The organism is Cellulomonas sp. P4_A2, from assembly GCF_056402515.1.
Genome location: NZ_JBFUHG010000001.1, coordinates 101,538 through 126,801, shown reverse-complemented (window position 1 = coordinate 126,801; position 25,264 = coordinate 101,538). Strand labels below are relative to the sequence as shown.

The window sequence follows — 25,264 nt, the reverse complement described above, 5'->3', positions numbered from 1 at the left end:
CGGAGACTGCTGAGCAGCGTCATCCTCCGGTGTGACGCGCCACCAGGGGGCATGACATGCCGATCGACCGTTCCGCACGCATCCACAGCCGTGAGCCCGTCGAGCGGTCACGGCCGGCGCCGTCGGCCGTGGCGGTCGTTGCGGGCCCGCGGTCCCCGTTCCCGCTCTCCGGCCTGGTGCACCCGGTCCGCCGACTGACCGACGCGGACGACGCGCTGGGTGGGACGGCCGTGGTGTCCGAGACGGCGTCGGCGCTGGAACGGCTCCGCGGTGCCGGTACGCGGCTGCCCGAGTCCGTCGCCGGGCCCATGGGCGAGGCGATGGGCGCGGACCTGAGCACGGTGCGGGTGCACGCGGACCCGGAGGCCGACCAGATCTCCCGCTCCCTGCAGGCCACCGCGTTCACCCACGGCCAGGACATCTACTTCACGCAGGGCTCCTACGCCCCGGGCACGCAGAGCGGGCAGCGCCTGCTCGCGCACGAGCTGGCGCACGTGGTGCAGGCGAGGTCGGGGGTGCACCTGTCGGCCTCGGGCTCGGCGCCGACGATCGGGCATGCCGCGGACCCGGCGGAGGCCGCCGCGGACGCGATGGCCGAGACCGTGCTGGCCACGCTGCGGCGGCACGCGGTCGACGCAGACCCTGTGCGCGGGTCGGACATCGGCCACGGGCTCTCGCGACTTCGCCGGACGCCCGCGCCGGTCATCCGTCGCATCTTCAGCTTCGCGCCCACGGCGGAGGAGAAGAAGGGCAAGGTCGACCCCGCACTGGCCAAGGCGGTCGAGGCCTCGAGGAGCTACGAGCAGGCGATCGCGGACGCCCGGGAGACGATCGAGGCCCTGGAGCCGGAGAGTGCGCGGGTGGCCGGTCTGGCGGAGCTCGAGAAGATCGAGGACTTCTTCGAGCAGTGGGACGGGTACGTCGACGTCGACGACCGCAGCAAGGTGGTGCAGCCCGCGATCGACTACGGCGTGCGGCTGACCGAGATCGCCGACGAGTGCGTCGCGCTGGCGCAGGCAGCCCTGGAACCGGTCGTCGAGGTCGCGACGACGAAGACGAGCTCCAAGCCCCGGAAGCTCACCGAGCAGGAGCGGAAGGCGGCCAAGGACCAGGAGCGGAAGGCCAAGTACGAGCAGAAGGTCGCCGAGGAGTCGAAGGCGAAGACGCTGGCTGAGGACAAGGCGAAGGCCGAGCAGCAGGCCAAGGACGACGTGGTCCGCGCCGGGGTCAAGAAGTCGGGCGCGAGCCCCGAGGTCAACACACGGCTCACGTTCCTCGGTGGAGACGAGCTGATCGTCGCCGCGGACATCGTCAAGGCCCTGATCCTCAAGGGGGTCCCAGCCGCGTCCGTGCTGGCGGCCATCCAGTACCCCGTCCACGGCAAGACGGCGGCGTCGGACCTGATCCCGGCCGCGTCCGTCCCTGGATTCCTGGCTCTGGCGCACCTCACCGGTGCGACCGGAACCGTCGGTCTGGCGCTCGCCGCGGGCGTGCCGCTCGCAGGGACGGAGTACACGCCGGACATGGCCAGAGCGCTCCTCCAAGCGTCCTGGGCCTGGACGCCGCAGCCGTCGGCCGACGGAATCGCGTGGCTCCTGGGCAAGAAGACTGAGAAGGAGTTCCCACGGATCTACAACCTGGCCCTCGACAAGGACGCCAAGTTCTCCGGCCTCCTGACGCTCCTGCGTGAGCCGGATCCCGTGTACACGCTCGAGGAGACGCTCACGCTGTGCGAGAGGTTCAAGGACACTCCGCTCGCCCTGAGCGAGACGTTGAAGCTGAAGGTGCTCGACACGGATCTCCCCCGGCACGCCGAGCTGATCATGGAGTACCGGAACACGCAGCGCATGGACGAGGAGGGCCAGCTGATCGCCCTGCGAGCGATCGCGCACTTCGAGGCGGGAACGAAACCGAAGATCGTGATCGACGACTACGCCAAGCCGTTCGGGCGGACCAGCGCGAACCCCAACGCGCAGGAGAACACCGACAGGCAGGCCATGACCGGGTTCCTCAGCATGCAGTTCGACGGTGACGGCACGTGGCACCCGATCCACACCCACTGGTACCACGTCGGTGACGGCAAGCTCTTCGCGATGCACATGGCGCTCGACAAGGACGCTGACGACAAGCGGTACGAGTTCAGCTGGTGCTCCGTGTTCAAGCCCCTGATGGACGAGATCGACACGCTGCACGACGCCAAGTTCGCGAAGCAGGACGGCTACCGGACGGACTGAGGTCCTGCCTGGACCCACGTCCCGTCGCGCATGATCCAGCGGCCGGCCAGCTCGTCCTCCTCGCGCCACACCTGGATGCTCCCGGGCGTGACGCGGAAGTAGGAGTAGAGCTCGGTCTGCCGACGAGGATCGAAGCCCGCCTTGGCGGCGAACGCGTCGCCGAGTGTGGGATCGAGGTCGCTCGCTGCGGTGACGTCGACGGTTCCGCGCACGAGCACGACGTCCCGGGTGAGGCCGACCCCGACCTGCACCACCGGGTTCGCAGCGAGGTTGCGGCCCGTCGGGCTGTTCGTCGTCGTCGCGAAGAGCAGGGCGTCCTCGTGCCACAGGAACGACAGCGGGGTCAGGCGCGGGGTGCCGGTGTCCGTGTCCGTCGTCGCGACCCAGGCGTCGACGTCGTGGCCGAGGCGATAGAGCGCATCCTGCCGCCGGGTCTCGGTGTCGCGCGGGCCGAGATGCTCGGACACGGTGTACCTCCTGAGATCGTTTGTCGACGACGACCATCGTGGCCCAGGGTCGGCCTCGACGTCCCGGTTGTCGACGACGTCGTGGCAGCGAGCCCGGTCAGGGCTTCTCGCGGACGCGGTCGAGCAGCAGGACGGCGATGTCGGACACCTCGGCGCCGCCGCCGGCCGCCGCGACGCCGTCGGTGAGCATGACCGTGCAGAACGGGCACGCGGTCGCGATCGTCGTGGCGCCGGTGGCGAGGGCCTCCTCCGCGCGGGCCGTGCCGATCCGCGTGCCGATGGTCTCCTCCATCCAGACGCGCGCGCCGCCGCCGCCGCAGCAGAACGACTGCTCCTTGTTGCGCGGCATCTCCGTGACCGTCAGGCCCGGGATCGCGCCGAGCAGGTCGCGCGGCGGGGCGTAGACCTGGTTGTGCCGCCCGAGGTAGCAGGGGTCGTGGTAGGTGATCGCGCGCGCGTCGTCCGTGGGCAGCGGCGTGAGCCGGCCGTCCGCGACCAGCGTGTTCAGGAGCTCGGTGTGGTGCACCACCTCGTAGCGACCGCCCAGCTGCGGGTACTCGCGGCTGATCGTGTTGAAGCAGTGCGCGCAGGTCACGACGATCCGCTGGGCTCCGACCTCGTTGAGCATCTCGACGTTGGCGCTCGCGAGCATCTGGAACAGGATCTCGTTGCCCGCGCGGCGTGCCGGGTCGCCGGTGCAGGACTCCCCGTCGCCCAGCACCGCGAAGCTCACGCCGGCCGTGTGCAGCAGCTCGGCGACGGCCTTCGTCGTGCGGATCGCGCGGTCCTCGTAGGCACCCGCGCAGCCCACCCAGAACAGGTACTCGATCTCCGCGGCCGACTCGACGTCCACCCCGACCACCGGCACGTCGAAGTCCAGTCCCTTGGCCCAGGCGAGCCGCTGCCGCGCGGGCAGGCCCCACGGGTTGCCCTGGCGCTCGAGCTTGGTGAACGTGCCGCCGAGCTCCTTCGGGAACGCCGACTCCATAAGCACCTGGTAGCGGCGCATGTCCACGATCGCGTCGACGTGCTCGATGTCGACCGGGCACTGCTGGACGCACGCGCCGCAGCTGGTGCAGGCCCACAGGGCGTCGGGGTCGATGATGCCGCCGCCCAGCAGGTCGATGCCGGCGTGGGACTCGTCGGGCTGGGGGAGGCCCGCCTGGAGGTAGGGAGCCGTGGCCGCGGCGTGGTCGCGCAGCGCCAGCGTCACCAGCTTCGGGCTCAGCGGCTTGCCGGTCGCCCACGCCGGGCACTGGTCCTGGCAGCGGCCGCACTCGGTGCACGTCGAGAAGTCGAGCAGGCCCTTCCACGTGAAGTCCTCGATCGCCCCGACGCCCAGGCGTGCGTCGTCGGGCAGGTCCTCCAGCGCTGCGAGGTCGATGACCGCGCCGTCGGGCGTGCGCAGCGGCTGGAGCGGGCCGAGGGCCACGGACCCGTCGGCGTCGCGACGCGCGTAGACGTTCACCACGGCGAGGAACCGGTGCCACGCGACACCCATGGTCGGCTGCAGCCCGATGACCACGAACCACGACATCGACACGACGATCTTCACGGTCGCGACGAGAACCACGGCGGCCTCGAGCGTCGTCGTCGGAACCCCCCTGAGAGACGACCCCAGCCACGCCGTGAGCGGATAGTGCCAGGCGCTCCCGGCACCCAGCGCGTACTCCAGCGCGCGGATCACGATGACCGCCAGGACCACGGCGAGCACGGTGCCCTCGACGTAGAACGCGCGCAGCTGGTGCGACCCGAAGAACCGCGACCTCCTCGGGTCCGGTTCCCGGGGCAGCAGCCGGATCCGCAGCACGATCAGCGCGACGATGCCGACCAGCGCCGCCCAGGCGAACGCCTCGATGGCCCACTCCAGCGGCGCGAGGCTTCCCAGGATCGGCAGCGCGAACGTCGGGTCGACGACCTGCCCGTAGCCCGTGACCAGCGCGACGAAGAGCAGCGGGAACGAGATCATCACGACCCAGTGCGCCACCTTGACCACGGGCCGGTGCTGGAACCGTCCGTGCCCGAAGACCTCCCGGACCAGGGTCCGCGTCCGCGGCCCGACCGGCGTCCACCTCCCGCCGAGCGCCCGCCCCACCCGCACGGTCCGCACGATCGCGGCGACCCCGCGCGCGAAGACGCCGACGCCGACCAGCGTCGCGACGACGACGATCCCGAGGCACACGATCTGCAGCGCATCCACGGCCGCCACGCTACTGGCGCCCGCGCCCGCGTCGCACGACCTCGGGCCCGTCTGGCGAGGGAGCCGCGGACGGGCCTCGGGAAACGGTTGCCTCGAGCGCGTTGATAGGGTGGCACCAATCCGCTGTGCATCACGGGGGCGCTGACCGCGTTCGCCGTGCATGCCTGTCCCTGCGTTCAAGAACGGCCCACAGATCGACCCATAGTCAGACCCAGACCCCGCCCCCACAGGACGGAGCCGGACGTTGCTGCTGCTTCTCGCCATCCAGGTGGTTGCCGCCCTCGTCGCGCCCGCTCTCGTCCGGCTCATGGGTCGCAAGGCGTTCTGGGTCCTCGCCCTCGCACCGGCCAGCGCGGCGGTGTGGGCGCTCAGCTGGACGTCGGCCGTCCAGCGCGGTGACGGTCCCACGCAGAGCGTCGAGTGGATCCCGTCGCTGGGCATCGAGCTGACGTTCCGCCTGGACACGCTGTCGTGGCTGATGACGCTCATCGTGGGCGGCGTCGGCGCGCTCGTCCTCGTCTACTGCTCGGCCTACTTCACGACGAGCGCGAGCGGGCTGGGCCGGTTCGCGGCGGTGTTCGTCGCGTTCGAGGGGGCGATGCTCGGGCTGGTCACGGCCGACGACATGATGATGCTCTTCGTCTTCTGGGAGCTCACCACCGTCACGTCGTACCTGCTCATCGGGCACTACGCGGAACGCAAGGCGAGCCGTCGCGCCGCCATGCAGGCGATCGTCATCACGACCGCGGGCGGCCTGGCGATGCTCGTCGGGATCATCCTGCTGGGCGAGGCCGCGGGCACCTACCGGCTGTCGGAGGTGATCGCGCACCCGCCGCAGGGAACCGCCGCGGTGACCGTCGCCATCGTGTGCCTGCTGGCCGGGGCGATCACCAAGTCCGCGCTCATCCCGTTCCACTTCTGGCTGCCCGCGGCGATGGCCGCCCCCACGCCCGTATCCGCGTACCTGCACGCGGCCGCGATGGTGAAGGCCGGTGTCTACCTCGTCGCCCGGTTCGCGCCCGCGTACTCGCTGGACCCGACGTGGCACTGGATCGTCGTCGTCCTCGGGTGCGGCACCCTGCTGCTCGGCGGGTACCGGGCGCTGCGCCAGCACGACCTGAAGCTGATCCTCGCGTTCGGCACGGTCAGCCAGCTCGGCCTGATCATCCTGCTGGTGGGCCTCGGGACACGGGCCGCGGCGCTCGCGGGCCTGGCGATGCTCGGCGCGCACGCGATGTTCAAGGCCGCCCTGTTCCTCGTCGTCGGCGTGGTGGACGCCGCGACCGGCACGCGTGACCTGCGGCGGCTCAGCGGCGTGGGCCGCGTGCTGCCGCTCACCGCGCTGGCCGGCGCCCTGGCGACCGCGAGCATGATCGGCCTGATCCCGTTCGCGGGGTACGTGGCCAAGGAGTCGGCGCTCGAGGCTCTGCACCACGACCCGGTGATCCTGGCGGCGGTGGCCGTCGGCTCGGCACTGACCGTCGCGTACGGGCTGCGGCTGTGGTGGGGGGCCTTCGCGACGAAGAACGCGGTGGTCCCCGCGGGCGTCACCGAGAACGCCCCGGGCGTCTCGCTGCACGCAGGCGGCCAGGAGGATGCGGCTCCGGCGCCGATCAGCCACCCGTCGCTGCTGCTGGTCTGGCCCGCGATGATCCTCGGCGTGCTCGGGCTCGCGGTGGCGCTCCTGCCGCAGCTCGGCGAGCACCTGCTGCTCCCGTACGCGGACACCTACCCCGAGGGCGAGCCCGGGCACCTGGCCCTGTGGGCCGGGATCACGCCGGCCTTCGTGCTGACCCTGGCGATCCTGCTGTCCGGCGCGCTGCTGTTCGTGGTGCGCGACCGCGTCGAGCGGTGGCAGTCGCACCGCTATCGAGGCCCCGAGGCCGACCACGTCTACCGCCGGTTCATGCGCCGCCTCGACGACGTGGCCGCCGACGTCACCGCCGTCACCCAGCGCGGCTCGCTGCCCACCTACCTCGGCCTGATCCTCATGGTGTTCGTCGTCGCGGTGGGTGGCCCGCTGCTCGTCGGCACGCAGCTTCCCGACGACTACGTCGTGTGGGACGACCCCGCCCAGCTCGTGTTCGCGGCGGCGGCGATCGCGTCCGCGCTGCTGGTGACCCGCGCGCGGCGACGCCTCAAGGCCGTGATCCTGCTGGGCATCGGCGGCTACGCGATGGCCGGCCTGTACCTGCTGCACGGCGCGCCCGACCTGGCGCTGACGCAGGTGCTCGTCGAGACCGTCACGCTCGTGGTCTTCGTCCTGGTGCTGCGACGCCTGCCCCCGTACTTCTCCGACCGTCCCCTGGTGGCCAGCCGGTGGGTGCGGCTCGGGATCGGGCTGGCGGTCGGGTTCGTCGTGGCCGGCGTCGCACTCGTCGCGCCCGGTGCACGCCTCGAGCTGCCGGTGTCCAAGGACTTCGCCGACGAGGCCGTGACCTGGGGCGGCGGCAAGAACATCGTCAACGTGACCCTGGTCGACATCCGGGCCTGGGACACGATGGGCGAGATCTCGGTCCTGCTGGTCGCGGCCACCGGCGTCGCGTCGCTCGTCTTCCTCTCCCGGCGGACGGGCGCGATCTTCCGGGCGCAGGACGCCAAGCGCGACCGCGCGGTGTGGGGCGGGTCGAGCGACCCGGCTGCTGCGCTGCGGGTCCGGCCGCCGGCCGACGACGAGGGCGACGTCCCGTCCAGCGCTGCGCGCGACCGCGAGTGGCTGCAAGCGGGCCGGACGCTCGCCCCGCAGCGGCGGTCCATCGTCTTCGAGGTCGTCGTCCGGCTGCTCTTCCACACGATGATCGTCTACTCGGTGTTCCTCCTGTTCAGCGGCCACAACGCGCCCGGCGGCGGCTTCGCGGCGGGCCTGGTCACCGGGATCGCGCTCATCGTGCGCTACCTCGCGGGCGGCCGGTACGAGCTCGGCGAGGCGGCTCCGGTCCAGGCCGGCCTGCTGCTCGGCCTCGGGCTGTTCCTGTCGGCCGGTGTCGGCGTCGTCGCGCTGCTGGTCGGTGGGTCGGTGCTCGAGTCGTGGATCTGGGACATCCACCTCCCGCTCATCGGCGACCTCCACCTGGTGACGAGCCTGTTCTTCGACGTCGGCGTGTACCTCGTCGTCGTCGGCCTGGTGCTCGACATCCTGCGCAGCCTCGGGGCGGAGATCGACCGTCGCGCCGAGACGGGCGAGGACCCGGTCGGCGTGGGCGCGTCCGAGCGGATCACCGCCTACAGCGCTCGTTCGAGCAACGACGGCGGTGCTCGATGATCGACATGAGCCCCAACCTCGTCCTCGTCGTCACCATCGGCGTGCTGTTCGCGACGGGCGTCTACCTGCTGCTGGAGAGGTCGCTGAGCCGCGTCCTGATCGGCGTGATCCTCGTCGGGAACGGCGCCAACCTGCTGTTCCTCGTCGCCGGCGGCGCCGCGGGCCGGCCCCCGATCGTCGGGTCGGGCGAGGGGCCGATGTCCGACCCGCTGCCGCAGGCCATGGTGCTCACGGCGATCGTCATCACGCTCGGCATGACCGCGTTCCTGCTCGCGCTGGCGTACCGCTCGTGGCAGCTGCACCAGCACGACGAGGTGCAGGACGACGTCGAGGACCGCCGCATCGCCCGGCTCGCCGCGCGCGACGAGCGGGCTACGACCGACGCCGACACCGAGGGAACCGGCGAGTCGCTCGACGACGAGGCCGCCGAGGCCCGCGACGAGACGGATCGGGGTGCCCTGTGAGCTGGGTCGTCCCGCTCCCGGTCGTCATCCCGCTGTTCTCCGCGGGCCTCGCGCTCGCGCTCTACCGCCGCCCGAACCTCCAGCGGCTCGTCAGCGTCACGGCGCTCAGCCTGGTGCTGGCGGCGTCGATCACCCTGCTCGTGCTTGCCGACGACGGTCCGGTGGTCGTCGACGTCGGCGACTGGGCCGCGCCGGTGGGGATCAACCTCGTCGCGGACCGGCTCTCCGCGCTCATGCTCACCATCTCCGCGGCGGTCACGCTCTGCGTCCTGCTCTACTCGCTCGCGCAGGGTCAGCAGGACGACGAGGAGTCCGCTCCGGTCTCGATCTACCACCCGACCTACCTGGTGCTGGCCGCCGGCGTCGCCAACGCCTTCCTGTCGGGGGACCTGTTCAACCTCTACGTCGGCTTCGAGGTGCTGCTCGCGGCGTCCTACGTGCTCATCACGCTGGGCGGCAGCGGCGACCGCATCCGCGCGGGGACGGTCTACATCGTCGTCGCCCTGCTGAGCTCGGTGCTGTTCCTCGTCGCGATCGCGATGATCTACGCCGCGTGCGGCACGGTGAACATGGCACAGCTGGCCCTCCGCCTGCCCGACATCGACCCGGGCGTCCGGCTGGTCCTGCAGGTGATGCTGCTGCTCGCGTTCGCCATCAAGGCGGCCATCTTCCCGCTGTCTGCGTGGCTGCCGGACTCCTACCCGACCGCACCCGCACCGGTCACCGCGGTGTTCGCCGGCCTGCTCACCAAGGTCGGCGTCTACGCGATCATCCGCACGCAGACGCTGCTGTTCCCGGGTGGCCAGCTCGACGACGTGCTCATGTGGGCCGCCCTGGCGACGATGCTCGTCGGCATCCTCGGCGCGGTCGCGCAGGACGACATCAAGCGACTGCTCTCGTTCACGCTGGTCAGCCACATCGGCTACATGGTGTTCGGCATCGCCCTGTCGACGCAGGCCGGCTACTCGGCGTCGATCTACTACGTCGTGCACCACATCACCGTCCAGACCGCACTGTTCCTGGTGGTGGGCCTGGTGGAGCGTGCGGGCGGCTCCACGTCGCTGACCCGGCTGGGCGGTCTGGCCAAGGCGGCACCCCTGCTGGCGATCCTCTTCTTCGTGCCCGCCATGAACCTCTCCGGGATCCCACCGCTGTCCGGGTTCCTGGGCAAGGTCGGACTCCTGGAGGCCGGCGTACAACAAGGGACCACGTTGACGTACATCCTGGTCGCAGGTGGCGTCGTCACCTCGCTGCTCACGCTCTACGCGCTGGTGAAGGCGTGGAACAAGGCGTTCTGGCAGACCCCCGAGGAGGTGCGCCCGCCCGTCCGCCTGCCGTTCGGCATGGTGGCCCCGACCGCGGCGCTCGTCGGCGTCGGCCTGGCGCTCACATTCTTCGCCGGCCCGCTGTACGGCTACACCGACCGGGCGGCGGCATCCTTGGAGGCGCGCACCCCGTACATCGACGCGGTCCTCCCGGACGGCGAGCGCGGGCAGGGCGAGTCGGCCGATGCGGCGAGCGGAGGTGGGCACGGGTGACTCCTCACCACCGCCGGATGCGCTGGCACACCCAGTGGCCGACCGTCCTGTGGCTGACCGTCGTCTGGGTCCTGCTGTGGGGCGACCTCTCGGTCGGCAACGTGCTCGCGGGCCTGATCATCGGCTTCCTGGTCACCAACGGCCTGCGCATGGCCCCTATCGACTTCCACGGGCGCCTGCGGCCGCTGGGGATCCTCCGCCTGTTCACGCGCTTCGCGATCGACCTCGTGCGGGCGTCCTTCGAGGTCAGCCTCATCGCCCTGCGGCCCGGCTACCAGCCGCGCGGCGCGGTGATCGGCGTGCAGCTGCGCAGCCATTCCGACCTGTACCTGACCATGACCGCCGAGCTGACGTCGCTGGTGCCCGGCTCGCTCGTCGTCGAGGCCCACCGGCTCACCGGCAAGCTCTACCTGCACGTGCTCGACGTGCGCCAGAGCGGCGGCATCGAGGCGGCGCGGCAGTCGGTGCTCGACCAGGAGGAGCGGGTGCTGCGGGCGTTCGCGTCCGACGAGGAGCTCGCGGCGGCAGGGCTGGTGAGCCGACCATGACCGTCGTCGTCATCATCTGCGGGGTCCTGCTCACCGTCGGGGCGGCCCTCTCGATCATCCGCGTGGAGAAGGGCCCCTCCATGCTCGACCGGACGGTCGGCCTGGACATCGTGGTCACGACGATGATCGCGGCGATGGCGATCTACGCCGCCGTCAACCGTCGCACGGACGTGGTGCCGATCCTCGTCGTCCTGTCGATGGTGGGCTTCGTCGGGTCGGTGACCATCGCCCGCTTCGCGTCCGTCGAGCCCGAGGGCGAGGGCCGCGTGCGCACCCGCGAGGAGATCGCCGCCGAGGAGGCCGAGCGGATCGCCGCGGAGGACGAGGCCGAGGAGGCCCGCCGGCTGGGCCGCCGCGAGAACGCCGACGAGCGCCACGACGGGGAGGTCCGATGACCTGGGACACGGTCGCCGACGTCGCGTCGGCCATCTGCCTGTTGGGCGGCGCGTTCCTCGCGTTCGCGGCCGGCGTCGGCGTGCTGCGCTTCCCCGACCTGCTCTCGCGCATGCACGCCGGCACCAAGCCGCAGGTGCTCGGGCTGGTGCTCGTGCTCCTCGGGCTCGCGCTGCGGCTGCGGTCCGGGGGTGCCGTCTGGGCGTTGGCGCTGGTGGCCGTGTTCCAGATGCTCACCGCACCCGTCGCCGCGCACATGGTCGGGCGGGCCGGCTACCGCACGCGCAAGATCCGCGACGACCTGCTGGTGGTCGACGAGCTGACCACGGACATGGCCCAGGCCACCCAGCAGTCCGCCGAGCGCGAGGACTAGACCGCCGCCCGCGGCGCTCTGGGCGAGATCGAGACGCCCGCCGATCGAACAGCCAGCGCGGCGCTCCTGGTCGTGGCGGCTCGGTCAGTCGAAGTAGTCGTCGTCGTCGTCCTCGATCGCGGCGACCACGTGAGCGGCGCCGCGGGTGGCGAGCACCCGGGAGATCGCGACGAGAGCGCCCGTGACCGCAGCGGCCGTGACCAGCTCGGTCAGGTTCGCGTTGGTGTCGTCGTCGGCGGTGGGCGGCTTGTGGCCCGTCTGGGCCTTCCACACGCTCGAGATGACCTTCTGCACCAGCCACGCCGCGATCAGGGTGGCGGCCGCGCCGATGATCTTCGCGAGGATGGACGACTTGGGCTTCTCGGACATGTGGGCCACGCTACTGGCCGCGAGGCCCCGGGCGCGCCCCGTACGGGCGTAGGATCGCCGACGAACGACAGGGGAGCGTCAGGCCTCAGGGCCTGGACGCTGAGAGTGCGGGCCTCCGCAGACCCTCGAACCTGATCCGGTTGATACCGGCGTAGGGAGTCGGGCTTCTCAGTCCTCGTGGTCGCGTCCCTCGGGGCGTTCCCGCGACGACCCCCTCCTTTTCGACCAAGGAGGAGCATCACCCATGGCGAGAACACTCTCGCTCACCGCGGTCGCGGTTCTGGCGGCCGCCTCGCTCACCGCCTGCTCGGCGATCGGTACGAGCGACGACCCGTCGTCGTCGGGCAGCACCGGCACCGTCACGCTCGTCACGCACGACTCGTTCGCGTTGTCCGACGGCCTTCTGGACACGTTCACCGAGGAGACCGGGCTGACCGTCAAGGTCGTCCAGCCCGGCGACGCCGGCACCCTGGTCAACCAGCTCGTGCTCACCAAGGACGCACCGCTGGGCGACCTGGTCTACGGCATCGACAACTCGTTCGCGTCACGCGCGATCGACGAGGGCGTGGTCGAGGACTACGTGTCCACCGTGCCCGCGGCGAAGGATGCCGCCGAGTACGCGGTGGCCGGTTCGGACGCCCTGACGGCGATCGACAAGGGCGACGTCTGCATCAACGTGGACCACGCCTGGTTCGCGGCTCACGGCACGCCCGAGCCCGCGACCCTCGAGGACCTCACCAAGCCGGCGTACAAGGACCTGACGGTCGTACCCAACGCGGTCACCTCGTCGCCCGGGCTCGCGTTCCTGCTGGCCACCGTCGGCGCGTTCGGCGAGGACGGGTACCTGCCGTACTGGTCCGCCCTCAAGGCCAACGGCGTCCAGATCGCCGACGGATGGTCGGACGCCTACGAGACCGACTTCTCCGGCGGCGGGGGCGGCGGCCCGCGGCCGATCGTCCTGTCGTACTCGTCGTCGCCGCCGTTCACCGTGCCCGAGGGCGGCACCGACCCGACCACCGGCGCGCTGCTCGACACCTGCTTCCGGCAGGTCGAGTACGCGGGCGTCCTGACGGGTGCCGCCAACCCGACCGGCGCCGAGAAGCTGTTGGACTTCCTGCTCTCCGACCAGGTGCAGGCCGACATCCCCGGGTCGATGTACATGTACCCGGTCAGCTCGTCCGTCGACCTGCCCGCCGAGTGGGCGTCGTGGGCGCCGCTCGCGACGGAGCCCTTCGAGGTCTCCCCCGCCGACATCACCGCCAACCGTGAGGCGTGGCTCGAGCAGTGGTCCGCCACGGTGATCGGCTGATCCCGTGACGACGACGCTCGCCCGTCCCGCGACCCCGGCCCACGCGCCGCGGTCGTCGGGACGGGCGCGCGTCGTCGCCTTCTGGACGGTGGCCGTCGTCGTCCCGCTGCTGTTCCTCGGCGTCTTCTTCGCCTGGCCGGTCGCGGTGATGATCGGCAAGGGGTTCGTGGTCGACGGGCACCTGGACCTGTCCGGGTTCGCCGAGGTGTTCTCCCGCGAGCGGACCTGGCGGATCATCGGGCTGACGGTCGCGCAGGCCACGTTGGCGACGATCATCTCCGTGCTCCTCGGGGTGCCCGGCGCGTACGTGCTCTACCGGCACTCGTTCCGCGGGCGGGCGGTGGTCCGGGCGCTCGTGACCGTGCCGTTCGTCCTGCCGACGGTCGTGGTCGGCGTCGCGTTCCGGTCGCTGCTCGTGGACGGGGGACCGCTCGGGTTCCTGCAGCTCGACGGCACGTTCGCGGCCATCGTCGCGGCCCTCGTGTTCTTCAACTACGCGGTCGTCGTGCGGGCGGTCGGCGGGCTGTGGGAGCGACTCGACCCGCGCGCCGAGCAGGCCGCCCGCGCGCTCGGCGCCTCCCCGTGGAAGGCGTTCCGGACGGTCACGCTCCCGGCCCTGACGCCCGCCATCGCCTCCGCCGCCTCGCTCGCGTTCCTGTTCTGCGCCACCGCGTTCGGCACCGTGCTCATCCTGGGCGGTCTCCAGTTCGGCACCATCGAGACCGAGATCTGGATCCAGACCACGCAGTTCCTCGACCTGCGCGCCGCCGCCGTCCTGTCCGTCGTCCAGCTCGTCGTCGTCGCCGGGGTGCTCGTGGTGGCCGGACGGGCGAGGTCGCGACGAGAGCGCGCGCTGGCCCTCTCGTCGGAGCCGGCACGTGCCCTGTCGTTGCGCCGGCCCGCCGGCATGCCGCCGGGTGACGGGCACGGGCTGTCGCTCGCGGCCGCGGCGGTCACGGCGGTCGTCGTCCTTCTCATCGCGACGCCGCTGGTCAACCTCGTCGTCCGGTCGCTGCACACCCCGCGCGGCTGGTCGCTGGACAACTACACCGCCCTCGGAACGACGGGCGGGTCGCTGACCGTGACCGTCTGGCAGGCCGCGCTGAACTCGCTGCGGATCGCGGTCGACGCGACGACGATCGCGCTCGTGGTCGGCGGGCTCGTGGCCCTCGTCGTGTCGCGACGACCTCGACGCGCCGCCGCGCGACGCGCCGTCGTCGGGCTGGACGCGCTCTTCATGCTCCCGCTCGGGGTGTCCGCGGTGACTGTCGGGTTCGGGTTCCTGCTGTCGATGCACCACCCGTTCGGGCTGCCCGTGGACCTGCGCACGAGCCCGCTGCTCGTGCCGATCGCGCAGGCCGTCGTCGCCGTGCCGCTCGTGGTCCGCACAGTGCTGCCGGTGCTGCGCGCGATCGACCCGCGGCTGCGCGAGGCCGCCGCGACGCTCGGCGCCTCGCCGTTCCGGGTGCTGCGGACCGTGGACCTCTCGCTGGCCCTGCGGTCGCTGGGGCTGGCCGTCGGGTTCGCGTTCGCGGCGTCGCTGGGGGAGTTCGGCGCGACGTCGTTCCTGGCCCGACCCGACCGGCCGACCCTGCCCGTGGTGATCTTCCGGCTCATCGGCCGGCCCGGGCCCGACAACTACGGCATGGCGCTCGCGGCGTCGGTGGTGCTGGCAGTGCTGACCACGCTCATCGTCGCGACCTGCGAGAAGCTGCGGACGGCCGGGGCGGGAGGCGACTGGTGACGCTGCACATCGACGACGTGGTGGTCCGGTACGGACCGGCGACTGCGGTGGACCACGTCTCGCTGGCGGTGCACGCCGGCGAGGTCGTCGCGCTGCTCGGTCCGTCCGGCTGCGGCAAGTCGTCGCTGCTGCGCGCGGTCGCGGGTCTCGAGCCGTTGGCCTCCGGGTCGGTTTCCTGGGACGGGTCGTCCCTGGCGGGGGTGCCCGTGCACCGGCGCGGGTTCGGCCTGATGTTCCAGGACGGCCAGCTCTTCGCGCACCGGGACGTGGCCGGCAACGTCGCGTACGGCCTGCCGCGGGGGTCGTCGGTCGCGGGCCTGCTGGAGCTCGTTGGGCTCTCGGAGTACGGGTCGCGGTCCGTCGAGACCCTGTCCGGCGGTGAGCGCCAGCGCGTCGCCCTCGCCCGGGCGCTCGCCCCGCAGCCGCGGCTGCTGCTCCTCGACGAGCCGCTGTCCGCCCTCGACCGGACGCTGCGCGAGCGGCTCGCCGTCGACCTGCGCGCTGCCCTCGTCGCGACCGGCACGACCGCCCTGTTCGTCACGCACGACCACGACGAGGCCTTCGCCGTCGCCGACCGCGTCGGCGTGATGGCAGCCGGGCGCCTGCTGCAGGTCGCCGAGCCGGCCGTGCTGTGGCGGGAACCCGCCTCTCGCGAGGTCGCCTCGTTCCTCGGGTACGAGGCGTTCGTCCCCGCGTCCGTGGACGCGGCCGCCCCGCTGCGCGAGGCCCTCGGCACCCGGCTCCGGGACGACTCGACGATCGCGCTCGCCGAGGGCGCGTTCGTCGTCGGGCGGTCCGGCGTTGCCAAGGGCACGGTCACGGGCGTCGCCTCCCGCCGGGGCCGCTCGGAGGTCCGCGTCGAGGTCGACGGCATCGGCGCGGTGACGGCGCTCGGTCCCGTCGGCGGTCGCTGGGTGCCCGGCGACGTGGTCGAGCTGGGCGTCGAGCCGGACGCGCTGGCCGTCCTCCCGCTCTGACCTCGTCGACCGGGACGGGAGGCTCCGCAAGGTCGAGGCGGACATCGGTCACGACGAGCCGTTGGTGATCGTCGTGGAGAAGTCCTCGTCGACGAGCGTCCCCGGCTTTCCCCTCCTGACGCCCCGGGCTACCGTCGGTGGGAAGAGGGCGAGGTGAGCAGCGATGACGCTGGAGAACCGTGAGGTCGTGTCGGTCGACATCCCCGTGCCGCTCGCGACGTTGTGGCCGTACCTGCGCGAGCCGAGGCTCGTGCACCGCTGGTTCGGCTGGGACTACGAGGGGCTCGACGCCGAGATCGCCTCGATGTTCGACGCCGAGCCGGTCGAGGCGCACGACGTCGTCGGCGAGGCCACCATCCACACGCTGACCTGGCCGCACCACGACGTGCTCACCGCCCGGTCGACCGTGTCCCTGCCGGGCCACACGCGCCTGTCGGTCACGCGCCGCAGCCACCAGGGGACGTCGTCGTACGACGGGATCCGCGACGAGGTCGACGAGGGCTGGATCGCGTTCGTGCACCAGCTGGCCTTCGCCGTCACCGTCCATCCCGGCGAGGAGCGACGGACGCTGTCGGTGTTCGGCCTGGACGCGGGCGGCCCGGGCGACCGGCTCCTCGACCACGCCGGCATCGCCGACATCCGCAGCGTCCCCGTCGGCGGTCACGTGCAGGCCCGCCGACCCGACGGCACCCTGCTCGGCGGCACCGTCGACTACATGACGCCCATGCAGTTCGGGCTGCGGCTGCACGGGATCAGCGCGATCTACTTCGTCATCATGGAGACGCCCGCGGCGGCCGCCCCGCCGCACGGCACCGTCGGCGCCATCCTGTCCACGTACGGTCTCGACGAGGGCACGTTCGCCGAGGTCCGCGACCGCTGGGACCACTGGTGGGCTGCGTCGATGCCGCGGTCCGTCAGGACGCCTTGATCGCCGCCGTCCCGATGAGGACCGCGGCCGCGATGCCGGCCAGCGACCGGACGTGGTTGGCGACCATCCAGGACCGGTAGAAGTCCACCCAGGTCGTCGTGCCCTGGGCGAGCGCGTCGTTGAGGGGCACGTTGATGCCGGCCGTCGTCCCGATCACGCCGACCAGGAACAGAGCCGAGCCGACGATCAGCAGCCCGTCGCGCTGCCTGACGCCGGCGATGCCGGTCGCGACCGTCAGGACGGCCGTACCGAACAGCACGATCATCAGCGGGGGCCGCTGCGCCGTCACGTTGATCGAGCTCATCGCGACCGTGGCCCTCTCCGGGCCGAGCCGGTTGAGCGCGGGCATGACGAACGTGGAGAACGCGAGGAGGATGCCGCCGCTCACCGCGGACCCGACGGCTGCTGCGAGCTTCATCGCCACACGTCCGCGTTGGCCCGCGCGAACGCCGTGAAGTCACGCGGCTCGCGGCCCAGCACGTCGTGGACGCCCGTGCTGAGGTGCGCGTTGTGGCCGTCGAACAGCTCACGGAAGAGCGTGAGGACCAGGTCGAGGTCGTCCGGCGGCATCCCCTCGGGCCGGAAGTCCTCGGGCGCGATGCTCCGGAACGCGATCTCCCGCCCGGCGGCGTCGGCGATCTCCCGCACGGCGTCGGCGAACGACAGCAGGCGAGGTCCGGTCAGCTCGTAGAGCTCGCCGGCATGACGGGTGTCGACGAGGGTCGCGACCGCCGCGTCCGCGAGGTCGTCGACGTCGAGGAAGGGCTCCGGGGTGTCGCCGACGGGCAGCGCGAGGACGCCGTGGCGCACCGCCTCGAGGAACAGTCCCTCCGAGAAGTTCTGCGCGAACCAGCTGGCGCGCAGGACGGTGGTCTGCGGGGCAGCCTCCAGGAGCGCGTCCTCGGCCTCCTGCGCCTGCGGCTCGCCGCGGCCGGAGAGGAGCGTGATCGCGTCGAGGTGGCTCGCGTGCTTGCCGAACGCCGCCAGGTGGTCGGGCGCGGTGGGGACGGCGACGTCCGGTGCGTAGGCGATGTACGCCCGGTCGACGCCGTCGAGGGCGGCCTCCCACGTGTCGGGTCGGTCCCAGTCGAACGGCGGGGTGCCGTTACGTGAGCCGCGTCGGACGTCGAGTCCACGGGCTTCCAGACGAGCTGCGACGCGGCTGCCGGTCTTGCCGGTGCCGCCGGCGATGAAGGTTGTCATGCGTCCATCTGAGCCCTGTTCGGCGAGCGTCTGAATGGTTGAGGAGCGCGTTGTCATACGTGAACGTCTACGCTGGGTGGATGGACCCGCTCTCATCGGTGCTCGCCGGGCCGTCCGCCCGCGGTGCCTTCGTGCTGCGCTGCTCGCTCGAACCGCCCTGGGCCCTGCGCGCCGAGGACCGGTCGCCGCTCACCGTCCTGGCCCTCGTGCGCGGTCATGCGTACCTGATCCCGACGGACGGCGATCCGGTCCTGCTGCGGGCCGGTGACGTCGCGGTGCTGCGGGGGACGCAGGACTACACGATCGCCGACGACCCCTCCACCGAGGCCCAGGTCCGCATCGACCCGGGCCAGGTCTGCGTCTGGTTGGGGTCCGACGCCCCGCCGATGACCGAGCTCGGCGTCCGCACCTGGGGCAACTCGCCCGACGGCAGCACGCTCGTCCTGACCGGCGCCTACGAGTCGCAGACGATGGTCGGCAAGCGCGTGCTGACCGGGCTTCCGGCGATCGTCGTCGCGCCCCGGGAGCACGTGCCCAGTGCCCTGATCGACTACCTGGCCGCCCAGATCTCCCGCGACGAGCCCGGGCAGGTCGCCGTCCTGGACCGCATGCTCGACCTCGTCCTCATCGCGGTGCTGCGGTGGTGGTTCGCGTCCACGGCCGACGCCGATGCCGACGCCGCCGGCTGGTACCGAGCATCGGCCGACCCGGTCGTCGGGAAGGCCCTCCTCCTGATGCAGGAGCAGCCCGCCGTGCCGTGGACGGTCGAGGGCCTCGGCGCGACGACCGGGCTGTCCCGCGCCGCGTTCGCCCGGCGGTTCACGGCCCTCGTCGGCGAGCCGCCCATGTCCTACCTGACCGGTTGGCGGATGTCGCTCGCCGCCGACCTGCTCGAGGAGCCCTCCGCGACCGTCGCGTCCGTCGCGCGGCAGGTCGGGTACGGCACGCCGTTCGCCTTCTCCACCGCGTTCAAGCGTGAGCACCAGGTCAGCCCGCAGCAGTACCGCGCGAACCTCGTCGCGACGCCCGCCTGAGCGCGCGGGGCCGCACCTCGCCTCGTCGCGACTAGAGCTTGAGCTGCCACTCGCCCGACCCGCCGGCCGGGCGGAAGCCGAGCCCGACGTTGATGGCGAGCATGTAGGAGTTCTCCTCGGCGTTCCAGGTGCCGACGCGTCGCACGGCGGGGAGCTCGGACGCGAGCCGCTGCAGGTTCGCCGCCTTGACCAGCATCCCGAGCCGGTGACCGCGGTGCTCCTTGAGCACGAGCGTGTCGTTCTGGTAGACGAACTCCGGCTTGTCGGGCACCGTCATGAGCTCGGTGAACGCCGCGAGCGTGTGCGTCGGGACGTGCTCCACGGCCATCACCAGGAGCCCCAGGCCGCGCTCCGCGAGCTGCTTCTCGGTGGAGCGGATCCGGGCGCCGTCCCAGACCTCCGCGTCGAGCTCGAGCTCGCCCAGCGGCGTGTCCGTGCTCATCCGCGAGGCCAGGTACGCGTAGCCGTCGAGCCACTCCTCGGGGCAGTGGTGCGCCCACGACACGAGCCGGTAGTCCGGTCCGGCGTGCTCCGCGGCGTCTCGTCGCAGGCGCTCGACGTGGTCGGGCTCGAAGGGGAGGTCGAACACCGAGAAGCGGGCCACCTGCCCGAGCTCGAACCCCCGTTTCGTCAGGAAGCGGGTGGGCTCGGCGGTGGCGAGCACGCGGCCCTCGCCCGTCGCCGGCGCGAGCGTGTCCGGGCCAGGCTCCGGCTCGGAGCGCTGGTCGGTCGACGCCTGGAACGTGGTGCGGCCCGCGTCCGTCGCGACCCGGACCGCGGCCTCGTACAGGTCGGAGCCGATGCCCCGGCGCCGCTGCTGCGGGTCGACGCCGATCTCGACGATCGCCGTGTGGGTGTTGTCCGTCAGCGGCATGTTCAACGCGGCGTAGCCGAGGGCGTCGTCCGGGCTGGCGTCCCCGCCCTCGCGCACGGCCACCAGCCGCACCTTGCGGACGTACGCCTGGTCGTGCAGCGCGCCGAGGATCTCGTGCGCCGCCCGCTCGAAGTCGCGGGTGCCCCAGGTGTCCAGGAGCGTCGCGTTCTGCACCCGGACCAGCCCGTGCAGCAACCACGCCTCCGGGTCGCTCGTGCCCTCCAGGTGCGGGATCTCGCGGATCGACCACGTCGTCATGTCGTCCACCCTCCCGCCCGGGGCCGTGCAGGTCGACCCCTTTTTCGCCGTCGAGCGCCCGCAGGCGCTCAGTCCTCACCTGCGCTCTCCCCGCCCCTCCCGCCCCGCATCCCGCCCCTCACCTCCGCCCTTTACCTCCTGCCCTCGCGCCCTGCCCCTCGCGCCCTGCCCCTCACCTCCTGCCCTCGCGCCCTGCCCCTCGCGCCCCGCCCCTCACCTCCTGCCGCACGCCCTGCCCCTCGCGCCCGGCGCCTCAGCTCTCTCGCCCTTTCCTCCGCAACGTCCGCGTTCGTGTGGCCTATAACCCTCATGAGCGCGGACGTTGCGGCCTTTCCAGCGTCAGCGCCCTCGGACCACGGCCGCCACGCGGGTGCGGAGGTTCGCGCGGTCGCGGCGGTTCTCGCTGGCGATCGGTGCAGGTCGGCTCCGTCGGATCCGTACGTCCGGTAGCATAAGTTCGGTTCACCGAACTTCTAGGAGAGCAGATGCGCAGCAGCGCCGAGGTCGATGTCGACCAGGCCCCCGCCGCGGCGTCCCGGCGCCGGTTCGCGTTCCTGCTCGGACCCGCCTTCGTCGCGGCGATCGCGTACGTCGACCCCGGCAACGTCGCCGCCAACCTGACGGCGGGCGCGCGCTACGGCTACCTGCTGCTGTGGGTGCTCGTCGTCGCCAACGCCATGGCCGTGCTGGTCCAGTACCAGTCCGCGAAGCTGGGGCTCGTCACTGGGCAGTCGCTCCCGGGTCTGCTCGGCCAGCGGTTGCGACGAGGTCCGCGGCTCGCCTTCTGGGCCCAGGCGGAGCTCGTCGCCGCCGCCACCGACATCGCCGAGGTCGTCGGCGGCGCGATCGCCCTGAACCTGCTGTTCGGGGTGCCGCTGCCGCTGGGCGGGCTGATCGTCGGCGTCGTCTCGCTGCTCCTGCTGCTCACGCAGAACAGGTACGGGCAGTCACGGTTCGAGCTGGTGATCGTCGGCCTGCTCGCGATCATCTCCGTCGGGTTCCTGGCCGGCCTGTTCGTCGTCCCGCCCGACGCGCGCGGCGTGCTGTCCGGGCTGGTCCCGCGGTTCGACGGTCCCGGCTCGGTGCTGCTCGCGGCGTCGATGCTCGGCGCGACCGTCATGCCGCACGCCATCTACGTCCACTCGGCCCTCGCCCGCGACCGCCACGGCGCCCGTTCCGACGTCCCCCGGATCCTGCGCGCGACCCGCTGGGACGTCGGCACCGCGCTCGCCATCGCGGGCATCGTCAACATCGGTCTGCTCCTCCTGGCCGCGGCCGCGCTGCGCGGCGTCTCCGGAACCGACTCGATCCCCGGCGCCTACGACGCGATCGTCGCCGCACTGGGTATCGGCATCGGCATCGCGTTCGCGATCGGCCTCCTGGCCTCGGGCCTCGCCTCGACGTCCGTCGGCGCCTACGCCGGAGCGACGATCATGGAGGGCCTGCTGCACCGTCGCGTGCCGCTGATCGTGCGCCGAGCCGTGACGCTCATCCCGGCGCTGGTCCTGCTGGCCATCGGAGCCGACCCCACCTGGACCCTGGTGATCTCGCAGGTGATCCTCTCGTTCGGCATCCCCTTCGCGGTCATCCCCCTGGTCCGCCTGACCCGCTCGGCCTCCGTGATGGGTCGCTACCGCAACGGCCCTCGCCTCCACGCGACCCTCCTGCTGGTCGTCGCCCTGGTGGTAGCCCTCAACCTGACCTTGATCCTCCTGCTAGCCCTGGGCTGACCAGCGCCGGTCGCCGAGTGCCGACCCGGCCTAGCCGCGAACGCGGCACTATGTCGCCATCGCGGCACTAGGTACTGCCGCGCTGGAGACAAACTGCCGCGGTCGTCATCCGGACAGGACCCTGCGCCGGCGGATCGCGCCGGCGGCCTCTTCGGGGAGGTGCGGCAGCAGGCGCCGAGCGAGATCGCCTGCCGTGCGGAGGTCCTCGCGCGTGACGTGAATGCACCGCCAATCCGCTTCGACGATCGCATCGTGACGGCGCTTCTCGCGCAGGACGAAGTCGGCGTCCGAGCTCCCGTACTTGCTCCGTCCGTCGTACTCGACGAGCAATCGCCACTCAGGCCAACCCATGTCAGCCCAGAAGGTGCCGAGCCGAGTGCGCACCTCCAGCTGGGTCACCGGCGGCGGGAACCCGTCTCGCAGCAGAGCGAAACGGCACGTGCTCTCGCCTGGTGACTCGGCCCCAGGATCTGCGAGCTCGATCAGGGCCCGAGCGCGTGCAGAGCCTCGCGTTCCGGTTGCCGACCCGGCGCGCAGCACGAGCTCGTCGCGCGACAGACCGGCCCGCAGGGCGCCGTCGAGAAGGACGAGACCCGCGACCGGTCGCATCGTCACCGCGCAGTCCCACGCCGTTCGAGCCAGCGAGGTCACCGGTATCCCGTGAGCAACAGTGATGTCCCCCTCCGGCGGCATCGGGTGGTGCCGGACGATCTGCTGATCTCGTCGAGAGCTGGGTGCGGACGCCTGGTACACGTGGGTGAGCGTCGGCACCTGCCATTGCGGAAGCCGGTGGAGCACAGCCGACGACGCGTGGCTGAAGCAGTGCTCGGACGTCATCCTCGCCTGAACTCCCAGGATCCTGGCGAGAGCCAGGGCCTCAGCGCCCGCAGTTCCCGCTGCACGCACGTACACGCCGCGGCCGATTCGCATGAGGCGTCCGTCAGCGATCCCGCGCGCGAGCTGATCCGGCGCGTGGTCGCGTGCGAGGAGTATCGGCGGACTCTTGATCGAGGCACGTTCGAGCGGGGATCCGGGGCGCACAGGCATGGAGGCGATGGTCACTGACCCCTGGGCGCCCAAGGGCAGCGGTCGGTGCGTCGTCGAGCGGCCGGGGTTGGGGACGGGTCAGCCCCGCCGACGAACGCGGCAGTTCCACACCAACGCGGCACTAGCAACTGCCGCGTTCGGGAGGAACTGCCGCGTTCGTCTGCGAGATGGGGCGCAGGCGTCAGGAGGCGGGTGGGGAGTCCAGGGCGGCTAGGCGGGACTCCAGGTGGGTGCGTTCTGTGGGGTTGGTGACCAGGGTGAGGGCCTCGCGGTAGGCCGTCGCCGCGGCGGTCGGGTTGCCGGCGCGGACCAGGAGCTCGGCTCGGACTGCCGGGACGCGGTGGTGTCGGGGGAGCTGCTCCTCCAGTCCGTCCAGGAGCAGCAGACCTGCGGACGGGCCCGAGGCCTCCGCGACCGCGACCGCGCGGGCCAGGCGGACGACCGGGGAGCCCGTGAGTCGTTCGAGCTGGAGGTAGAGGCCGGCGATGACGTCCCAGCGGGTGTCGGCGGCGGTCGGGGCGGTGGCGTGCTCGGCGGCGATGAGCGCCTGGAGCCGGTACTCCTCGGCGAGGCGTGAGACGACCGAGGCGGTCGAGGTGGTCAACGAGTCGGCGGGTGCGTCGACGGACGACGGATCGGCCCCGGACGAGGACGCGCCAGCCGGCGAGCGCCCGCTCCCGGACGGGGGCCCGCCCGCCGACGGCCCGCTCGTCAATGACGGCCCGCTCGCAAATGACGGCCCGCCCGCCGATGAGGGTGCGGCGGTCCGGGGGCGGGGGGTGCCGGCGGTCGGGAGGGTCGGGGGGAGGGACTCGAGGAGCGTGATGCCCTCGGCGATCTCGTCGCGGTGCCAGCGGGAGCGGTCCTGGTCGGGCAGCAGGACCAGGGTGCCGTCGGGGGCGAGCCGGGTGTCGCGACGGGAGTGCTGCAGGAGCAGGAGGGCCAGCAGCGCGCGGACGACGGGGCGGCCCGGCAGCAGGGAGTCGAGGACGCGCAGGAGGCGGATCGCCTCGTCGCCGAGGTCGACGCGTAGCGGGACCGCGCCCACGCCCGGGTGGTACCCCGAGGTGAAGGCGAGGTAGACGACGGTCGCGACGACATCGAGGCGCTCGTCGAGGCGGGCCGCGGGAGGGGTCGCGAAGGGGATGCCCGAGGAGGCGAGCCGCTTCTTGGCGCGGGTCAGCCGGGCGGCCATGGCGGTCTCCTGGACGAGCAGGAGCCGGGCGATCTCGGTCGTGGTCAGGCCGACGACGAAGCGCAGCGTCAGGGCGACGCGGTCGTCAGGCGCGATCGCGGGATGGCAGCAGGCGAAGATCAGCCGGAGCTGCTCGTCGGCGAGGTGTGCCCCGGGGTCGACGACGGCCGCGGCGGCGGCGCGCATCTCGTCGTCGACCACCATCAAGGGTTCCTTCCGGCGATGGACCGCCTCGGAACGGAGTCGGTCGAGGACGCGACGGCGCGCCGCGGTGAGCAGCCAGGCGCCGGTGTTCGTCGGCACGCCGTCCACGGGCCAGTGCCGGGCGGCGGCCTCGAACGCGTCCGAGACGGCGTCCTCGGCCAGGTCCGGACGCGCGTACTGGCCGATCAGCAGGCCGATCAGGCGCGACCAAGACGTCTGCCACGCGGCGGCGAGGGCGACGGCGGCGGCCTCACGCTCCTCGGGGGAGGGCGAGGACGGATCTGCGGAGTCCGTGGCCGGACCCGTCGACACGTCGGGCGGTGCGGCCGACGGGTCGGCGAGCTCGTCGAAGAGCGGTTCCGTCACGTGACCTCCGCGGGCCGCACCTCGTAGGTTCCTTCGGACGGGAGCGTGTCGAGCACCTCGTCGAGCGACGCGGCGTCGACCAGCGCGAACCCGGAGAGGTCCGCGGCGACCCCGTCGAAACCCGAGGGGTGCACGGCGCTGTCGACGACCAGTGTGCCGGTGTCCGGGGGTGCGAGCGTGACGCCGGACGGCAGCGACGAGCCGAAGGCCAGCACGACGAACTTCACTGGAACGACTCGCGGTCGGTCGCGCGGATCTCGACGTGCTCTCCGTTGAGGACGAGCCCGCCGGCGACGTCGGACACCCCCCCCGGCCGGCCGGGCGCAGGMCGCGCGCCSGGGCGGCCGAGGCGAGCGGCGCGCCGCTGCTGATGGGCCAGCCGTTGTCGGCGCAGAAGGTCTGGAACGCGTCGTGCGCGGCCCGGGCCTGAGCGAACTCTGACGGGGTCAGGGCGGCGTCGCGCTCCTCGGACCGGTGCAGCAGCACCATGTACTCGGTCATGTCGGTTCCCTTTCCGGGGGGACGGTGATGACCGGATGACGGTCGG

22 protein-coding genes and 1 riboswitch are annotated in these 25,264 nt (G+C 72.1%); of the genes, 13 read left to right on the top strand and 9 right to left on the bottom strand.

All coding sequences use genetic code 11. The annotated features are described in order from the left end of the window. Positions 1–56 precede the first annotated feature (56 nt). Positions 57–2,234 (top strand): eCIS core domain-containing protein, encoded by a 2,178-nt coding sequence (locus AC1DUE_RS00700; protein ID WP_477037458.1) that lies wholly within the window; start codon positions 57–59, stop codon positions 2,232–2,234. Here AC1DUE_RS00700 and AC1DUE_RS00695 read toward each other — a convergent pair. Beyond that, the gene (locus AC1DUE_RS00695) at positions 2,219–2,701 is read right to left on the bottom strand and encodes a pyridoxamine 5'-phosphate oxidase family protein (protein WP_477037457.1); all 483 of its coding nucleotides are present in this window, start codon (positions 2,699–2,701) and stop codon (positions 2,219–2,221) included. The genes AC1DUE_RS00700 and AC1DUE_RS00695 overlap by 16 nt on opposite strands. Before the next feature lie 97 nt (positions 2,702–2,798). Next, complete coding sequence (locus AC1DUE_RS00690) at positions 2,799–4,901, bottom strand: (Fe-S)-binding protein (RefSeq protein WP_477037456.1); 2,103 nt, start codon at positions 4,899–4,901, stop codon at positions 2,799–2,801. 244 nt (positions 4,902–5,145) lie between these two features. Between AC1DUE_RS00690 and AC1DUE_RS00685 the strand changes: the two genes are divergently transcribed. Genes AC1DUE_RS00685 through mnhG form a run of 6 tightly spaced genes read left to right on the top strand, consistent with a single transcriptional unit; the run spans position 5,146 to position 11,479 of the window. Next, the gene (locus AC1DUE_RS00685) at positions 5,146–8,163 is read left to right on the top strand and encodes a Na+/H+ antiporter subunit A (protein ID WP_477037455.1); all 3,018 of its coding nucleotides are present in this window, start codon (positions 5,146–5,148) and stop codon (positions 8,161–8,163) included. Next, on the top strand, positions 8,160–8,627 hold the full coding sequence (locus tag AC1DUE_RS00680) for a Na(+)/H(+) antiporter subunit C (protein ID WP_477037454.1): 468 nt from the start codon (positions 8,160–8,162) through the stop codon (positions 8,625–8,627). Before AC1DUE_RS00685 ends, AC1DUE_RS00680 begins: the two co-directional genes overlap by 4 nt. Next, entirely contained in the window at positions 8,624–10,165 is a 1,542-nt protein-coding gene (locus tag AC1DUE_RS00675) for a Na+/H+ antiporter subunit D (protein ID WP_477037453.1), read from the top strand. Before AC1DUE_RS00680 ends, AC1DUE_RS00675 begins: the two co-directional genes overlap by 4 nt. Further along, positions 10,162–10,713: a Na+/H+ antiporter subunit E gene (locus AC1DUE_RS00670; RefSeq protein WP_477037452.1), complete on the top strand. Its 552-nt coding sequence runs from the start codon at positions 10,162–10,164 to the stop codon at positions 10,711–10,713. Before AC1DUE_RS00675 ends, AC1DUE_RS00670 begins: the two co-directional genes overlap by 4 nt. After that, positions 10,710–11,108, top strand: a complete 399-nt coding sequence (locus AC1DUE_RS00665) for an MrpF/PhaF family protein (RefSeq protein WP_477037451.1) — start codon at positions 10,710–10,712, stop codon at positions 11,106–11,108. Before AC1DUE_RS00670 ends, AC1DUE_RS00665 begins: the two co-directional genes overlap by 4 nt. Further along, positions 11,105–11,479: a monovalent cation/H(+) antiporter subunit G gene (mnhG, locus tag AC1DUE_RS00660; protein WP_477037450.1), complete on the top strand. Its 375-nt coding sequence runs from the start codon at positions 11,105–11,107 to the stop codon at positions 11,477–11,479. The genes AC1DUE_RS00665 and mnhG overlap by 4 nt, the downstream gene beginning before the upstream one ends. 84 nt (positions 11,480–11,563) lie before the next feature. On the opposite strand, the gene AC1DUE_RS00655 is transcribed toward mnhG, so the two are convergent. Beyond that, positions 11,564–11,848 (bottom strand): DUF4235 domain-containing protein, encoded by a 285-nt coding sequence (locus tag AC1DUE_RS00655; RefSeq protein ID WP_477037449.1) that lies wholly within the window; start codon positions 11,846–11,848, stop codon positions 11,564–11,566. A 59-nt stretch (positions 11,849–11,907) separates the two neighbouring features. Next, positions 11,908–12,023: riboswitch (TPP riboswitch) on the top strand. 69 nt (positions 12,024–12,092) lie between these two features. Here AC1DUE_RS00655 and AC1DUE_RS00650 point away from each other — a divergent pair. From AC1DUE_RS00650 to AC1DUE_RS00635, 4 genes are all read left to right on the top strand, one after another. Then, positions 12,093–13,157 (top strand): thiamine ABC transporter substrate-binding protein, encoded by a 1,065-nt coding sequence (locus AC1DUE_RS00650; protein WP_477037448.1) that lies wholly within the window; start codon positions 12,093–12,095, stop codon positions 13,155–13,157. 4 nt (positions 13,158–13,161) lie between these two features. Continuing rightward, positions 13,162–14,901, top strand: a complete 1,740-nt coding sequence (locus AC1DUE_RS00645; protein ID WP_477037447.1) for an ABC transporter permease — start codon at positions 13,162–13,164, stop codon at positions 14,899–14,901. Further along, on the top strand, positions 14,895–15,878 hold the full coding sequence (locus AC1DUE_RS00640; RefSeq protein WP_477037858.1) for an ABC transporter ATP-binding protein: 984 nt from the start codon (positions 14,895–14,897) through the stop codon (positions 15,876–15,878). The genes AC1DUE_RS00645 and AC1DUE_RS00640 overlap by 7 nt, the downstream gene beginning before the upstream one ends. 163 nt (positions 15,879–16,041) lie before the next feature. Continuing rightward, positions 16,042–16,806 (top strand): hypothetical protein, encoded by a 765-nt coding sequence (locus AC1DUE_RS00635; RefSeq protein WP_477037446.1) that lies wholly within the window; start codon positions 16,042–16,044, stop codon positions 16,804–16,806. Here AC1DUE_RS00635 and AC1DUE_RS00630 read toward each other — a convergent pair. Both AC1DUE_RS00630 and AC1DUE_RS00625 read right to left on the bottom strand, forming a co-directional pair. After that, positions 16,793–17,224 (bottom strand): anthrone oxygenase family protein, encoded by a 432-nt coding sequence (locus AC1DUE_RS00630; RefSeq protein ID WP_477037445.1) that lies wholly within the window; start codon positions 17,222–17,224, stop codon positions 16,793–16,795. The genes AC1DUE_RS00635 and AC1DUE_RS00630 overlap by 14 nt on opposite strands. After that, positions 17,221–18,009, bottom strand: coding sequence for a Rossmann-fold NAD(P)-binding domain-containing protein (locus AC1DUE_RS00625; protein WP_477037444.1), 789 nt, complete (start codon positions 18,007–18,009; stop codon positions 17,221–17,223). Before AC1DUE_RS00625 ends, AC1DUE_RS00630 begins: the two co-directional genes overlap by 4 nt. A gap of 80 nt (positions 18,010–18,089) precedes the next feature. Here AC1DUE_RS00625 and AC1DUE_RS00620 point away from each other — a divergent pair, with 80 nt between their 5' ends. Beyond that, complete coding sequence (locus AC1DUE_RS00620) at positions 18,090–19,043, top strand: AraC family transcriptional regulator (protein ID WP_477037443.1); 954 nt, start codon at positions 18,090–18,092, stop codon at positions 19,041–19,043. 31 nt (positions 19,044–19,074) lie between these two features. Here AC1DUE_RS00620 and AC1DUE_RS00615 read toward each other — a convergent pair whose 3' ends face one another. Next, positions 19,075–20,175, bottom strand: a complete 1,101-nt coding sequence (locus tag AC1DUE_RS00615) for an N-acetyltransferase family protein (protein ID WP_477037442.1) — start codon at positions 20,173–20,175, stop codon at positions 19,075–19,077. A gap of 485 nt (positions 20,176–20,660) precedes the next feature. Here AC1DUE_RS00615 and AC1DUE_RS00610 point away from each other — a divergent pair, with 485 nt between their 5' ends. Further along, positions 20,661–21,905, top strand: a complete 1,245-nt coding sequence (locus tag AC1DUE_RS00610) for an Nramp family divalent metal transporter (protein ID WP_477037441.1) — start codon at positions 20,661–20,663, stop codon at positions 21,903–21,905. A gap of 105 nt (positions 21,906–22,010) precedes the next feature. Here the strand turns inward: AC1DUE_RS00610 and AC1DUE_RS00605 are convergent, their stop codons facing one another. The 3 genes from AC1DUE_RS00605 to AC1DUE_RS00595 form a co-directional block, all read right to left on the bottom strand. Continuing rightward, entirely contained in the window at positions 22,011–22,952 is a 942-nt protein-coding gene (locus tag AC1DUE_RS00605) for a hypothetical protein (RefSeq protein ID WP_477037440.1), read from the bottom strand. Positions 22,953–23,133: 181 nt separating this feature from the next. Next, positions 23,134–24,552: an RNA polymerase sigma factor gene (locus AC1DUE_RS00600; protein WP_477037857.1), complete on the bottom strand. Its 1,419-nt coding sequence runs from the start codon at positions 24,550–24,552 to the stop codon at positions 23,134–23,136. Positions 24,553–24,713: 161 nt separating this feature from the next. Then, positions 24,714–24,944: a YciI family protein gene (locus AC1DUE_RS00595; RefSeq protein WP_477037439.1), complete on the bottom strand. Its 231-nt coding sequence runs from the start codon at positions 24,942–24,944 to the stop codon at positions 24,714–24,716. Positions 24,945–25,264: the final 320 nt, after the last annotated feature.